The organism is Pseudomonas sp. B19125 (genome assembly GCF_044218855.1).
In the GTDB taxonomy this organism is placed as follows: domain Bacteria; phylum Pseudomonadota; class Gammaproteobacteria; order Pseudomonadales; family Pseudomonadaceae; genus Aquipseudomonas; species Aquipseudomonas edaphica.
On the sequence record NZ_CP162589.1, the window covers coordinates 3,822,727 to 3,836,760 of the forward strand.

Below are 14,034 nucleotides of genomic sequence, written 5' to 3' on the forward strand. Positions count from 1 at the left end.
TTTCTCGCTGGATGACGGCAAAGTAAACGCTGTGTTTATGCGGGCCAATTCCCCTATTGGCGTACTCCCCTTGACGATACTCGGCAAAAGCCGAACCCTTGGCTGATCAATTGAGGGCTGGAGCCGTGTTTATGAGCCTGTTCAGAGAGGTCGGCATGCACGCAGGCCTGGGCCGCACCGTCGCACACCTGGGCACCGAGCACTTCTGGAAGCAGTTGGTGCTGTTGCTGCACCAATGCCTGCCGTTCGATAACGCCCTGGCGATTTTTTACCCCCTCGATGGCCCGCCCGTGGCCCTGGAAGAATACGACGCCCAGCCCAGCAGCAAACCGGCCTCGATGCTGGTGTACCTCAATGGCCTGTACCTGATCGACCCGTTTTACCAGGCTTACCGCGAAGGTTATGCCAGCGGCGTGTATCGCCTGGAGGAAGTGGCACCGGACCATTTTCGCCAGAGTGAATACTTCCTCAACTACTTCCACGACAACGTGTTGGAAGACGAGGTGCAATTCATTCTGCAGTTACCCGGTACAGGCACGCTGTCTTTGTCGCTGGGCATGCAGCGACGCTTCAACTTTGAAGAGACCGGGTTGATGACCACACTGGCGGCCTGGGTGCTGCCGTTGATGCAGCAGCACTGGCAGCAAAGCACCCAGCGTGTACCGGCGATGGACACGCAGATTCGCGATGCGCTGAGCCATTTTGGCAGCGGTGTACTGTCGGAGCGCGAGCTGGAAGTGGCGCGCCTGGTGCTGCGTGGGTTCTCATCCAAGGCCATGGCCGAGCGTTTGAAAATCTCGCCGGACACGGTCAAGGTGCATCGGCGGCACCTGTACGCAAAGCTGGATATTTCGTCGCAGCCGGAGCTGTTTTCGTTGTTTATCCAGTCGTTGGGGCATGATCTGGAAAACCCCTGAAAACCGGCATTGCACAGTCAAAATGTGGGAGCGGGCTTGCCCGCGATAGCGGTGTGTCAGTCACCCACTAGCCGACGGACAGGTCGCAATCGCAGGCAAGCCAGCTCCTACAGGGGCTCGGTGTAACCCCTAGCGTCCGGTACGAATGGTGTTCCACACCCGCGTGCGAATCCGGTCGATGTTCAGCGGCATTGCTTCCAGGGCGAACAACTTGCCCATCATTTCCGGGCTTGGGTACACCTTGGTGTCGGCCTTGATTGCAGGGTCTACAAGGCTGTCAGCCGCCGCGTTGCCGTTGGCGTAGTGCACGTAGTTGGTGATGCTGGCCATCACCTCCGGGCGCAGCAGGTAGTTCATGAACGCGTAACCGGCTTTTTCATCCGGGGCGTCGGCGGGCATGGCGACCATATCGAACCAGATCGCGGCGCCTTCCTTGGGAATGTTGTAGCCGATATTCACACCGTTCCTGGCTTCCTTGGCGCGGCTTTCGGCCTGCAGGATGTCGCCGGAGAAGCCGACAGCCACGCAGATGTCGCCATTGGCCAGGTCGGCGGTGTACTTCGAGGAATGGAAGTAGGCCACATACGGACGCACTTTCATCAACAGGCCTTCAGCCTTTTTGTAGTCCTCGGCCTTCTTGCTGTGGGGCGGCAGGCCCAGGTAATTAAGCGCCGCCGGCAGCAGTTCCGGGCCGTTGTCGAGAATCGCCACGCCACATTTTTGCAGCTTGGCCATGTTCTCGGGTTTGAAGATCAAGTCCCAGGAATCCACCGGCGCGTTGTCGCCGAGCACCGCCTTGACCTTGTCGATGTTGTAGCCGATGCCGGTGCTGCCCCACAGGTATGGGAAACCATGCTCGTTGCCCGGGTCGTTGTTTTGCAGGGCCTTGAGCAGCACCGGGTTGAGGTTTTTCCAGTTGGGCAACTGGCTCTTGTCGAGTTTTTTAAGCGCGCCGCCCTGGATCTGCCGGGCCATGAAGTGGTTGGACGGAAACACCACGTCATAGCCGGATTTGCCGGTCATCAACTTGCCGTCGAGGGTTTCGTTGCTGTCGTATACGTCGTAGGTAAAACCGATGCCGGTTTCTTTCTGGAAGTTCTTGGTGGTGTCCGGCGCGATGTAGTCCGACCAGTTGTAGATCTTCACCGTCTCGGCGGCCTGACTGATAGAGGCCACCAACATCAAGGGCAACAGGGCAATGGCTTTCATGGTTCGATTTCCTGGCGGTTTTAGGGCTGTTTTTATGGCAGGCGATCAAGGATCAAAGCGTTACAGAATCAACACGTAGGTCTTGCGCACGGTCTCGTGGATGTCCCAGATACCGGTGCTGTTGGCCGGCAACATCAATGCATCGCCGGCTTGTAGGTGAACGACTTCACCGTTGTCGGGGGTGAAGGTGCAGCGGCCCTGGATAAAGTGGCAAAACTCCTGGGATTTGATCTGCCGACGCCAGCGGCCTGGGGTGCATTCCCAAATGCCGGTTTCGACGCCATCGTTGCGCTCAACGCTTAAGGTCGAGGCTACGGCGATAGGCTCGCCCAAGGGCACGGCCACCGGTGACGAGTCCGGCAGGTGGGCGTTCAGCGTGTCTTTGAAGTGAGTGATGCTCATGGGTTTTCCCGTGTGAGTGAAACGTATCAGTGCATGAAACCTTCCATGAACCCGGCCACGCCGGTCGCCAATTTGCGCCGCCACGGCGCGCTGTTGGGGTTGGCGAGCACCTGGTCTTCATGGACAAAACTGCGAATGATCGCGTTGTAACCCAGCCAGCGGCAGGGTTCGGGCTCCCAGGCCTTGAGCGCGTCCAGGCCACGCTCGCGGATCACCCAGGGCTGGATGGTCAGCGGCGTATCGAGGCCCAGAATCATATCGGCCAGGGTGCGGCCTCCGAGGTTGGTGGCACCTACGCCCTCCCCGCCATAACCACCGGACAGCGCGATGCCGGTGGTGTGATCGCAGAGCATGTGCGGCCGGAAGTTGCGCGACATGCCGAGGTTGCCGCCCCAGGAGTGGGTAATCCTGACGTGTTTAAGCTGTGGGAAGAGTTCGCTGAACAGGTAGCGGCGCAGCTCCACTTCGCTGGTGGTCAGGTCGAAGTTGTGGCGCAGCTTGCCGGCAAACTGATAGCCGCCACGGGCGCCGAATATCAGGCGGTCATCCGCCGAACGCTGGCCGTAGGTGACCTGGCGGCTGCTTTCGCCAAAGGCCTGGCCTCGGCTCAAGCCAATTTCATCCCAGGTGCTGGCCGGCAACGGCTCAGTGGCGACAATCAGGCTTTGCACCGGTAACTGATAGCGCCCCAGCGGCGGCAACGTGGTGGCGTAGCCCTCAACCGCCGGCACTACCCACGCGGCGCGCACGCTGGCATTGGCCGTGCGCACGCTGCCTGACTGCCAATGGGTGACCGGGCTGTTCTCATAGATCGTCACGCCCATGCTCTCCACCACCCGCGCCAGGCCGCGTACCAGTTTGGCGGGGTTGATGGTTGCGACATGGGGCGCATAGATACCGCCATACGGCTTGGCGATGCGGATTTGCTCGGCCAGCTGTTGCGGGCTCAGCCAGCGGTAGTCCGCTTCGGTGAGGCCCTGGGCGTGGAGCGTGTCCAGGTAACGGCGCAGGCTGCCTTCCTGCTCCGGGTAACGCGCCGCGCAGTACAGCACGCCGCCTTTGCGGTAGTCGCAGTCGATGCCTTCACGGGACAGCACCCGGGCGACCTCGTCGGGGATGCCATGCAACAGGTCAAACGAGGCGCGCCGTTGTTGCGCTGACAGGCCGGCCAGCAGGCGGTCTTCGCCCAAGAGGTTGCCCATCAGCCAGCCGCCATTGCGGCCAGACGCACCGAAGCCTGCTGTCTGCGCTTCGATAATCGCAATCTTCAGCTCCGGGGCCTGGCGCTTGAGGTAGTAGGCGGTCCACAACCCGGTGTAGCCGGCGCCGATAATCGCCACATTGACGTCCAGGTCGTGCGCAAGGGACGGCCGCGCCACCAGCGGGTCGTCCAACTGGTCCATCCATAAACTGATGTTGCGCCATGCCGGCATGCCAAGCTCCCCAACCTCATTTCGATAGGCTGGATCCTAGAGCGCGGCGTTATGGGCTGTCTTGCGCGCGTGCACGCAGAGAAATTTGTTTGACGTAGGCCTTGGGCGATTGCCCGGTGTGCTGGCGGAACGCGCTGTAGAACGCCGACAGCGAATTAAAACCGGCGGCAAAGGCCAGGTCATCGACCTTTATCGGCGGCACAGCCTTGTCCAGCGCAGCCAGCAGGTGTTGGAGCCGGGCCTGGTTGACGTAACGGTAGAAGCTCTGCCCCAGCACCTGGTTGAGCAGGTAGGAAATCTGGTTGCGGCTGTAGCCACACTCATTGGCCACACGTTGCAGGTCCAGCTCCGGGTCGAGATAGGGTTGCTTGAGTTCGAAGTACTGCTGCAGATCGTTGGCCATATGCCCCAATTGTTGGGGCGACAGGCCCAGGCGGCTGACTGTCGGGCGCAGGGTTTGGGTCGGCTGCTCATGCACCAGGGAGGCGTACTCGTTGACGCGCCAGATCAACCCATCGCGCACGGTAATCGCCTCACTGGTGCGAAATGACACCAGGCCCTGGCCGCCGCGCAGCGTAATGCGGTACTGGATAAACGCGGTATCGCCGTCGGCGCGAATACGGTCGATGTGCTCAATCGCCTCGTCGGCGCCACGCGGCATGCTGGCTTGCAGGTACTCGCGCAACTCGGCCTGACCCACCACGCGGTTTTGGAAAAAGTCGTGGTACTGAATGTCGGGGTGGTAGTAGGACATCACGCCATCCAGGTCGCGATGGCGCCAGCACAGGTGATGGCGCAACACCAGATCGCCGGTGGCTTGGGTTTGTTCGTACTCTTCACTCAAGACGGGCTGCATGGAAGGCTCTGCGGCGGGAATGCCTGGGAGATTGCCGAATTTGCCGGCGGCATTCAATGGTCAATTGGAACTTCTGACTAATGGCCTTTTGCCTGGTTTTGAGTAAGAAATGATCCACGTCATATGATCGCTAAAGAACTGCCGAACGGCCCCTAAAAAGTCACCGCGCGCTTGCGAACGAATGCTATTTTGAAGGTCTTGATGCCACGACCAGTGAAGGCCATGGCCCCCTGCCGCGAGCTAAAGGAAGCGCTCAATGAACAAGGTGGGCAACATGAACAAAGTGACATTTCCCAACGCCTGCCAGCTGATGCGCTGGCATTTTCATCCGATGGGCTTCGAGGGGAGTATGGACGCCCCCGGCAGTATGGTTGCGCGCCTGTTCGACCGGGCCAGCGGCGAGACGTTGATCGCGATTGCCGGCATTCCTTGCGCCACGGTGATGAATGCGGCCGATGTGGAGCGCATCATCGAAGCGGTGGAGGATGAGCTGGAGTGTTTTGTGCCGCCGCTGTCGTTGCGGGCGTGAACCCGATTTAACAGGTAAATCTTAACCAATATGGGAGCGGGCTTGCCCGCGATGGCGGAGTGTCAGTTTGCAAAGTTGCCAACTGATCTACTGCTATCGCGGGCAAGCCCGCCCACACATTGGGTACTGTGTTTAGCTGCTAGCTGCGTCGGTCATCAAAAAACGCCTTGCGCCCATCAACCCGCTCCGAAGCCCTTGGCACGTTCACGCCCTGGCCTTCCGGCTTCTCCACATACCAATAGCAATGGCTCACCGCCCGGGTAATCCCGACATACGCCAGGCGCAGCACTTCGTCTTTCTGCGCGCTGTCGTAGGGCTCGCTGTCGCCGTCCTTGCCCAGGCCCGCCATGCGGTAAACCTGGTTTTTGTAAGGCGAGCTGGTGACGTGCTGGCAATCCCCGAGCAGGAATACCGCGTCTGCTTGCAGGCCCTTGGCACTGTGATAAGTCAGCTGTTTGAGTCGGCGATCCTGTGGCTGCAAGCTAGAATCCACATTAACTACAGATTGAATATGCTCCTGTATCAATAACTTATCGCTACTTTTTCGATAAAGCATTAGCACTGTATTACCGCGCTGATAGTGCTCCAGCAACTGCCGCCCCAGTGCGGCGTCGTCCCGTTCCAGCACCACGACGGGCACCAAAGCCTTGGGCTCGCCACTGGCCTTGGCCTTCTTGCCGGGGATCGCCGGGGCTGCGCGCACCACATGTTCGGCGGCGTCGATGATGTGCTGGTGGCTGCGGTAGTTCTCGCTGAGCATCACGCGGGTGGTGCTGGGTGACGGGAATTCCTGGTTGAACGCCATGAAGTACTTGGGTGAACTGCCGCGCCAGCCGTAGATCGACTGCCAGTCATCACCCACGCACAGCAACGACGAGCGTTGCGCCCCGCGCCCTACGTGCATCGCCGGGCCACGGCTGCGAATCTCGCGCAGGCTGGCGCGGATCCACGAGACGATCTGCGGCGACACGTCCTGGAACTCATCGATCATCAGGTGCGACATCGGCCGTAGCAGTGGATCGCTGAGCAGCTTGAGGTTCTCCGGGGTGTTCTCACCGAACAGCGAAAACATGCGGTTATAGGTCATGATCGGCGGCGATTGATCGAGCAAATGATCTTCCAGCGCCTTCCAGAAAATGCTCAAGGCTTCAAAGTAGCCCCGATCCGGGTCGTCCTTGGCGAAGCTCATTTGGCCCACAGCCGTTGGCACATCCAACCCGAGATTCTCGACAAACCCGGCCGCCATCACGAAACTGTCCAACAGCGGCGCCGAGGCCAGCTCGCCCTTGACCTTGTAATCAAAGCCAGGCCCAGCGCTGGCATCGCCCGCCAGGCTGCTTAAAAGGCGCTTTGATGATTCATAGTTATCTAGCCATATCAGTGGCTTGCGACAGAAAGCTTGAAACAAGGTGCGCTTTACCGCCCATTCGGCCCGCACGGAAAGCTTTGCATTCGGCCGGCTGATCTGAGCGTTTTCCCGCGGATCAAAACCCAGTACTACCCAGGCATCCAGTTCCGCGATGTAGCCGTGGCAGTGAAATTGCGCACCATTGATTTCGAAGGTCTGGCGACTGGGCTCTATGCCCTTGATCGGCCAGGCGCCGGCGCGAAACCACAGGTCCTCGATCACGTCACAGAGTTCTTCATCGCGCTTGGCTGCCAACTCGGTGACAGCGATGCGTTTCTGCACGTCGGGGTGGTCGCGCTCCAGTTCCTTGAGTTGCAGGCCATGACGGGCCAGTGGTGCGATCAGCTCGCGAAAGCGCGCATGGCGGCCATGCAGCCGGTGATAACAAGTGTTCATCTGTTGGCGCTGGGCGTCGCTGATACGCAGGTCGAAGGGGTTGCTGTCGGCATCGTCGAAACCGCTGCTGAGGTTTTCAAACGCTTGCAGCCGCTCGAAGCCCGGCAGGCTGCGCACCATCGGCAGAATGCGCGAATGAAAGGTACGCACCACGGCCTGGGCTTCTTTGAAACCAAGGGGCTGGCCCCACAGGCCGAGAATTTCCATGAGCTTGTTGATGAAGTCTTTGCGCGATTCGCGGGTGAAGGTCACCACGGTCATCGAACTCAGCTCAAAGCCCAGATAGTGGTTAAGCAAGAGGATGCGCAGCACCAGCGAGGTGGACTTACCCGCCCCGGCACCGGCAATCACTGAGGTCGATGGGGTGTCACTGAAGATCATCTTCCATTGCGCGGCACTGGGCTGGGCGTGGGCCGGTAGCAGACGTGCTACGTCAGCCTTCATGCGCTTCTTCACGTCGGCCGTGAGTGGCAAGCGCCAATCGTCGAACAAGCTGTCATCCACCCCCGGTGCGCGGTGCTCGTCGGGGCGAAAGTCGCGGATCAGCAACACCTGCCGACCTTCCTCGAGGCCGTCGGCCTTGCCTTCGCGATAGCCATATTCCACGCCGGCTTCGTGCCCGCTGCGAAAGCCGTCCGCCTGGCCGTGCAGCCAGGAAAACCGATGCTGGGCACGCAAACGCGTCAGGCCATGGCCAAACAAACGGGCGGCGAGCCGTTTCAGCAGGGGCATTTCTGCCAGGGGACGCAGTTCGGGGGGCAGATCGGGGGTTTGTTGCGGCACGCGGACTCCAGCGATGAGGTTGGTTCTGGCGAAGGTGCCATGGTCGCCGGAATCGGCGCGCAGTTCCAGCCAATTGCTTTGTTGTCATGCAGTTAGGCGATGAAGTAAAAGTCAAAACGCCAGCAATCAATCGAATAAACAGATTGGAATCCGGCATTTTTTACGCTTTTTATCGATCATGTACTGCTGGATGATAGCCACCATCCACAGGAGACCCATCATGCTTGAACTTCGACCATTCACTACCCTGGGCGGCGCCCATCATGGCTGGCTCGACGCCCATCATCACTTTTCCTTCGCCGAGTACCACGACCCCAAGCGCATGCACTGGGGCAACCTGCGGGTGTGGAACGACGACATCATTGCGCCCGGCACGGGCTTCCCGCAGCACCCGCATCGCGACATGGAAATCATCACCTATGTGCGTGAAGGTGCCATCAGCCATGCCGACAACCTTGGCAATAAAGGCCGCACCGAAGCGGGCGACGTACAGGTCATGAGTGCCGGCACGGGGATTGCCCACAGCGAATACAACCTGGAAGCCATGCCCGCCAAGATTTTCCAGATCTGGATCATCCCGAATGAAGCCGGGCTGCCGCCATCATGGGGTGCCAAGCCGTTTCCCAAGGGCAATCGCGAGGGTTTTGTGACCCTGGCCAGCGGCAAGGCCGGTGACACTGAAAGCTTGCGCATTCGGGCGGACGCACGCCTGGTGGCGGCTAACCTGAAGGCTGGGGAAAGCGCCGAGTATCGGCTGGACAGCGGGCGCCGGGCGTATCTGGTGCCGGCGACGGGAATCATTGAAGTCAATGGCCTGCGTGCGCAAGCGCGAGACGGTGTGGCGGTGGAAGATGAGCAGGTGTTGCGGGTAACAGCAGTTGAAGACAGCGAAATCGTGTTAGTAGACCTGGCCTGACCTTCAGCCCGAACCCAATCAACTGTGGGAGCTGGCTTGCCTGCGATGCGCACAACTCGGTACATCAGGTACACAGAGTTGATGCAATCGCAGGCAAGCCAGCTCCCACATTGCGTCAGTTAGAACTGATGGCGCCGTCTACCAGCACCTGCGCCTCTTCCACCAACTGCTTGAGGTGGTCTTCACCCACAAAGCTTTCAGCGTAGATCTTGTAGATGTCCTCGGTGCCCGATGGCCGTGCGGCGAACCAGCCGTTTTTGGTCATCACTTTCAAGCCGCCGATTGCCTGGTTATTACCCGGCGCGTGGCTGAGGATCTGCTCGATGCTCTCCCCGGCCAGTTGCGTGGAGGTGACCTGCGCAGGCGACAGCTTGCCCAGCAACGCTTTCTGCGCCGGGGTCGCCTTGGCGTCGACACGAATCGCGAACGGCTCGCCCAGCGCGTCAGTCAGGCCACGGTAGATCTGGCTGGGGTCCTGGCCTTTGCGCGAGGTCATTTCGGCGGCCAGCAAGGCCGGGATCAGGCCATCTTTGTCGGTGCTCCACACCGTGCCGTCCTTGCGCAGGAACGACGCGCCGGCGCTTTCTTCGCCGCCAAAGCCCAGTGAGCCTTCGAACAGGCCATCGGCAAACCACTTGAAGCCCACTGGCACCTCAAACAGGCGACGGCCGATACGCGCCGCAACCCGATCAATCAAGCCACTGCTGACCACGGTCTTGCCCACCGCAGCATCGGCGCGCCACTGCGCACGGTTCTGGAACAGGTAATCAATCGACACGGCGAGGTAGTTGTTCGGTGCCAGCAGGCCACCCGAGGGCGTAACGATGCCGTGGCGGTCGTGGTCCGGATCACAGGCGAAGGCGACGTCGAAACGGTCCTTGAGGCCGATCAAGCCTTGCATCGCATAGCTGGAGGACGGGTCCATGCGGATCTGGCCGTCCCAGTCGACGCTCATGAAGCGGAAAGTCGAGTCGACCTCGGTGTTCACCACGTCCAGGTTCAAACGGTAGTGCTCGGCAATCGCCGACCAGTAGCGCACCCCTGCTCCGCCCAACGGATCCACGCCCAGGCGCAGGTCGGCGCTGCGGATGGCGTCCATATCGATCACATTGACCAGGTCGGCCACATAGCTGTTGAGGTAGTCATGGCGATGGGTGGTGTCGGCCTTGAGTGCCTGGGCGTGGGTAATGCGTTTAACCCCGGCCAGTTTGTTGGCCAGCAGCTCGTTGGCCTTGGCTTCGATCCACTTGGTAACGTGGGTATCGGCCGGGCCGCCATTGGGCGGGTTGTACTTGTAACCGCCACTTTGTGGCGGGTTGTGCGACGGCGTAATCACGATGCCGTCTGCCAGGCCGCTGGTACGGCCACGGTTGTAGCAAATGATGGCGTGGGAGATGGCCGGGGTCGGCGTGTATTCATCGCCTTCAGCCAGCATCACGTGCACGCCGTTGGCGGCCAGCACTTCCAGGGCACTCGCGCCCGCTGGAATCGACAGTGCGTGGGTGTCCAGGCCGACGAACAAGGGACCATTGATGCCCTGGGCTTCACGGTACAGGCAAATAGCCTGGCTGATAGCAAGTACGTGCCATTCGTTGAAACTCAGCTCGAACGAGCTGCCACGGTGACCGGAAGTACCAAAGGCCACGCGCTGGGTGGAGATCGCTGCATCAGGCTGGCCGGTGTAATAGGCCGTGACCAGTCGCGGGATATCCACCAGCAACTGAGCTGGCGCCGGCTTGCCCGCAAAAGGACTGATTGTCATGCATAAACCTCGAGAAAGAAGGATTCGGAAAAAATGACAGTTTACTGAGAGTTGGACTACTGCGCGACGGTATTGATCCTACAAGACACAGAGAAATTTCATGCATCTAGCTGATCTGTGCATCACGTAGCGCCTCGCCCACCAAGGCCAGGGCAATGTCCAGGTTGGGCTGCCCATGGAAGGTGCTGCTCAACCGCAGATGCTGGTGATGCAGGCCGCACAGGCTGAACAACTCACCGGGCGCCACGACTACCTGACGGGCCAGCAAGGCGTGGAAAGCCTTGCGCATGTCCACCGCCCGGGAGGCGCCCAACCAAAAGGTGGCCCCGCCCGCCGGCATTCGGTAAGTCACTTGATCAGCCAGGTGCCGACCCACAAGTTCGCCCATTTCGCGCGCCTGCTCACGCAGCAGAAGGCGTAAGTGGTGCAAGTGCTGGTCGATCTTGCCGCTGTGGTACAGGCGCGCAATCGCGCGCTGGCGAATTGAGGATAGCCGGAACGAGCGCAGCAGGAACTGGCGCTGCAACTCACCGCTTAAGTGCCGCGACAATGCGTAGCCAAACGGCGCCTCTGGCCCGAGTATTTTCTCGAAAGAGGCAAACACCACCAACCGCTCAGGGTTGACCAGATCGCGCAGGGCAACCGGTGCCGGCTTGAATCCCAGTTCGCCGCAGGTATCGTTTTCCAATAGCCAGCAATCGTACCGATCGAGCAGTTGCGCCACCTCGAGGCGGTCTTGGGGCTGCAAGGCAAAGGCTGACGGCAAGCTGATCGACGACGACAGCACGACCAATTGCACTGATTCGTGACGCAGCATCCCTTCAAGCAATGCCAGTTCCAGGCGGCCATCCTCGCCCCAGGGCAGTTCAAGGACACGTACCCCGGCATCCTGCAGCAGGCGCAGGATCGACCACTCGCAGGGTGACTCGACCACCACCGAGGCACCGCGCAAGCCCAATACCTCGATAAGGATGTCGAGCACACCGCGCAAGTCCGCGCCGATGTACACGTCATCAGCATGCCAGCAGCGGGTGGGTGATGAGGTGTAGCGAGCCGCCAGTGCGGCTCTTAGTTCCCACACCCCGCAGGGCTGTGACCAAGGCTGCAGATGCCCAGGATACTGGCGCACCAACTCGCGCTCCAGGCGCAGCAAGGTGCCGTCCAATGATGCCAGCAAGGCCGGTTCATCGCCGCTGAGCACTGTCATGCCCGGGCGCCGGGACGCCACATAGAGACGCTCGAGCAGATCCCCGCTGGGACACGCCACGGGTCCACCGGCGAGCGGCCAGGCGTAGTACCCCGACTTGGCCACCGAATACACCCTGCCCTCCTTTTCCAGCAACGAATACGCATATTGAATGGTGGAGATCGACACGTTGAGTCGCTGGGATAACTGGCGCAATGACGGCAGCTTTACGCGCGTATCCGTGCTCACCTCGTTAATCAGGCTGATCATGTAGCGGTAGACCGCCTGATAAGCAAAGTCAGCCTGCCGTGCGCCCCGCAGCGTCATCGCCCAGACAGCTGAAAGGCCATGCCATCACGGGCTTGAGACCTTTGCACAGGCGCGCTGCGGGCACCGCCGAGGGCCAGGTTCATCGGCCGCTTGCGGTACAGATGCTGGAGCAAAGGCAACGGCAACCCACTGGCATCGGCGACCCATTGCTGCAGCATCTCGGCTGCCGGTTTACCCTGCAAAACCTTGTGCAACTCGGGCAACGCCACCAGCATGCCAGGGTGGCACTGACGCAAATAGCCTTCCAGCCGTTCGCCATGATGAATGAAAGGCGAAAACAGCAGGCAGACCAACTGGTTCTCGTCCAGACCGAAAAATTGTTGGGCAAGGCTGCTCGACAACGCACGCTCCCCGCGATTGGCGACCTGGTTCACCAGCTCTTCGGGCACCTGCCGACGCCGCAGGTAATTGCGCGCCTGCCCGAGGAACTCCTCCACGCCCTCCTCGTAATGCAACTCGCGCAGGCATTCGGCCTGCAGGCCGCGCAGGTGCGCCATCAACGGTGGGTTGGCAAAGCTTGGGTGGCTAAAGTGAAAGCCCAACGGATCTGGCGTGTAAGCCATGAAGTCGATGAGCAACGGCGCAGTCGCGCGGTCGATGCCTTCGAGCAAGTCGGCAATGCCGATATAGGCCAGGTGGCGATACCCGCCTGGGCTGACGTCAGCTTTGGGCACATAGTGCTCGCCGTACAGGTCACGGTAGAAATCGCCGCTCCACTCATCCATGCGCGTGAACAACCCGCCAAGCGACGTCGGTATCCCCTTGGCGGCCTTGACGCTTTTGGCCTGGGCGGCTTTTTTCAGCCACGCCAGCAGTTGGCTCTGTTTGCGCGCGGAATCGCCGCTGACCAGCGCGTGCACGCCACCGTTCCAGGCGGTGACACGCTGATAAAAGTCCCCCAGTGCCAGGTAGGCATCGTTACACAGCGTGGCGCGAACATCGCCGGAGGTCAGGTGCCCCACCATCAACATGTTGCGCTGGTGAGCTTCACAGCCACGGCTGGAGGCCGGACGCTGATGGTTGAAGGGCAACACCTGTTCGTTTTCGACCATCAACAACTCGACCCGCTCGTCATCATGGAAAAACAGCCGGCTATAACCGCGATGAATCGCGTCGAGGGTTTCTTGCGTCATACCCGCGTGGCGTAACGTTGCCACCCGTAACTGGAAGGTCCTGGGCGCACGTGCGGCAATACTCAACTGTGCGGCACGCAGTAGCGCCAAGGTGTAGCTGCTGACTTCGCCACCGCCATGGGCCACCAGCACTTTGTAATCGCCTACTTGTTCCATGCCGCCGGCGGCCACGACAATACGCTGAATCAATAATTGAAGTGCGGTGCGCTCCGCGCGTGTGAAATACCCAACCAAGCGTTGTTGAACTTGCTGGTAAACATAATTCATGGCCTGCTCGTGAATAGCGCTCATAGTTCTACTACCTGAGTTGAAATATCAGTTCAAAACAACTACCGAGCGTAGTTGTCCGATCTATTGCATGTGTAAGAACGTTGCCTGCGGCGCAGTGTGTGCGACAGATAAACACTAGCACCCGGTAACAAATCGATAAGGACCGCGTAGGGGGCTCCTTGCACGGCAGCGCTGGCGTCGAACAGCCGTACCGCAAGCATCCCAGCGATTTTCAGCAGCGCTCCTAGGAATATTCAGACAAGCTCCTACAACTCTTTAACCTCGAATTTAAAGATCCATCTGACAAATAAAACTTGTCAATTTTCAATCTCCGGTCATGCATCGATCGGAACCAGTCCTTGGCGTGCCGATCACCTCGCGTCCTGATAGCAATGGCGTCACGCGTAGTTGCAGGAAGTACCTGCTGATGAATCAGACAATCATTCATTACTCAGTCCTTGAGTTGAAAGTGAAGTACCAATTATCAGGGCTGAAATAATGATT

The 14,034-nt window shown here is 59.9% G+C and carries 11 protein-coding genes; 3 read left to right on the top strand and 8 right to left on the bottom strand.

What is annotated here, in order from left to right; all coding sequences use genetic code 11:
- Positions 1-131 precede the first annotated feature (131 nt).
- A complete protein-coding gene (locus AB4P96_RS17325) occupies positions 132-917 on the top strand; it encodes a helix-turn-helix transcriptional regulator (protein ID WP_017135586.1) in 786 nt (261 codons plus the stop codon).
- A gap of 129 nt (positions 918-1,046) precedes the next feature.
- Here the strand turns inward: AB4P96_RS17325 and AB4P96_RS17330 are convergent, their stop codons facing one another.
- The 4 genes from AB4P96_RS17330 to AB4P96_RS17345 are packed head-to-tail and all read right to left on the bottom strand — an operon-like array spanning position 1,047 to position 4,817.
- Positions 1,047-2,126, bottom strand: a complete 1,080-nt coding sequence (locus AB4P96_RS17330; protein WP_395599855.1) for a polyamine ABC transporter substrate-binding protein — start codon at positions 2,124-2,126, stop codon at positions 1,047-1,049.
- Between the two features lie 60 nt (positions 2,127-2,186).
- Positions 2,187-2,528: a cupin domain-containing protein gene (locus AB4P96_RS17335; protein ID WP_395599856.1), complete on the bottom strand. Its 342-nt coding sequence runs from the start codon at positions 2,526-2,528 to the stop codon at positions 2,187-2,189.
- 26 nt (positions 2,529-2,554) lie between these two features.
- Positions 2,555-3,961 carry an FAD-binding oxidoreductase gene (locus AB4P96_RS17340; protein ID WP_099549794.1) on the bottom strand — a complete coding sequence of 469 codons (1,407 nt, stop codon included), beginning with the start codon at positions 3,959-3,961 and terminating at the stop codon, positions 2,555-2,557.
- A 49-nt stretch (positions 3,962-4,010) separates the two neighbouring features.
- Positions 4,011-4,817, bottom strand: a complete 807-nt coding sequence (locus AB4P96_RS17345; protein WP_099549795.1) for an AraC family transcriptional regulator — start codon at positions 4,815-4,817, stop codon at positions 4,011-4,013.
- A gap of 256 nt (positions 4,818-5,073) precedes the next feature.
- On the opposite strand from AB4P96_RS17345, the gene AB4P96_RS17350 reads away from it, so the two are divergent.
- Positions 5,074-5,346 (top strand): DUF1652 domain-containing protein, encoded by a 273-nt coding sequence (locus tag AB4P96_RS17350; protein WP_026013572.1) that lies wholly within the window; start codon positions 5,074-5,076, stop codon positions 5,344-5,346.
- Between the two features lie 139 nt (positions 5,347-5,485).
- Here AB4P96_RS17350 and AB4P96_RS17355 read toward each other — a convergent pair whose 3' ends face one another.
- Positions 5,486-7,933: a UvrD-helicase domain-containing protein gene (locus AB4P96_RS17355; protein ID WP_395599857.1), complete on the bottom strand. Its 2,448-nt coding sequence runs from the start codon at positions 7,931-7,933 to the stop codon at positions 5,486-5,488.
- 220 nt (positions 7,934-8,153) lie between these two features.
- Between AB4P96_RS17355 and AB4P96_RS17360 the strand changes: the two genes are divergently transcribed.
- On the top strand, positions 8,154-8,849 hold the full coding sequence (locus AB4P96_RS17360) for a pirin family protein (RefSeq protein WP_099549797.1): 696 nt from the start codon (positions 8,154-8,156) through the stop codon (positions 8,847-8,849).
- Between the two features lie 115 nt (positions 8,850-8,964).
- On the opposite strand, the gene pgm is transcribed toward AB4P96_RS17360, so the two are convergent.
- The 3 genes from pgm to AB4P96_RS17375 all read right to left on the bottom strand — a co-directional run bounded on the left by pgm (position 8,965) and on the right by AB4P96_RS17375 (position 13,551).
- A complete protein-coding gene (gene pgm, locus AB4P96_RS17365) occupies positions 8,965-10,611 on the bottom strand; it encodes a phosphoglucomutase (alpha-D-glucose-1,6-bisphosphate-dependent) (protein ID WP_395599858.1) in 1,647 nt (548 codons plus the stop codon).
- Between the two features lie 106 nt (positions 10,612-10,717).
- Positions 10,718-12,124, bottom strand: a complete 1,407-nt coding sequence (locus AB4P96_RS17370) for a PLP-dependent aminotransferase family protein (protein WP_099549799.1) — start codon at positions 12,122-12,124, stop codon at positions 10,718-10,720.
- Positions 12,121-13,551, bottom strand: a complete 1,431-nt coding sequence (locus tag AB4P96_RS17375; protein ID WP_099549800.1) for a hypothetical protein — start codon at positions 13,549-13,551, stop codon at positions 12,121-12,123. The genes AB4P96_RS17370 and AB4P96_RS17375 overlap by 4 nt, the downstream gene beginning before the upstream one ends.
- Positions 13,552-14,034: the final 483 nt, after the last annotated feature.

What these genes read in the sequence shown, in the direction of transcription:
- AB4P96_RS17370 (WP_099549799.1), bottom strand. Translation starts at nt 12,124, where the DNA reads ATGACGCTGCGGGGCGCACGGCAGGCTGACTTTGCTTATCAGGCGGTC.
- AB4P96_RS17375 (WP_099549800.1), bottom strand. Translation starts at nt 13,551, where the DNA reads ATGAGCGCTATTCACGAGCAGGCCATGAATTATGTTTACCAGCAAGTT.
- AB4P96_RS17340 (WP_099549794.1), bottom strand. Translation starts at nt 3,961, where the DNA reads ATGCCGGCATGGCGCAACATCAGTTTATGGATGGACCAGTTGGACGAC.
- AB4P96_RS17345 (WP_099549795.1), bottom strand. Translation starts at nt 4,817, where the DNA reads ATGCAGCCCGTCTTGAGTGAAGAGTACGAACAAACCCAAGCCACCGGC.
- AB4P96_RS17325 (WP_017135586.1), top strand. Translation starts at nt 132, where the DNA reads ATGAGCCTGTTCAGAGAGGTCGGCATGCACGCAGGCCTGGGCCGCACC.
- AB4P96_RS17335 (WP_395599856.1), bottom strand. Translation starts at nt 2,528, where the DNA reads ATGAGCATCACTCACTTCAAAGACACGCTGAACGCCCACCTGCCGGAC.
- pgm (WP_395599858.1), bottom strand. Translation starts at nt 10,611, where the DNA reads ATGACAATCAGTCCTTTTGCGGGCAAGCCGGCGCCAGCTCAGTTGCTG.
- AB4P96_RS17330 (WP_395599855.1), bottom strand. Translation starts at nt 2,126, where the DNA reads ATGAAAGCCATTGCCCTGTTGCCCTTGATGTTGGTGGCCTCTATCAGT.
- AB4P96_RS17360 (WP_099549797.1), top strand. Translation starts at nt 8,154, where the DNA reads ATGCTTGAACTTCGACCATTCACTACCCTGGGCGGCGCCCATCATGGC.
- AB4P96_RS17350 (WP_026013572.1), top strand. Translation starts at nt 5,074, where the DNA reads ATGAACAAGGTGGGCAACATGAACAAAGTGACATTTCCCAACGCCTGC.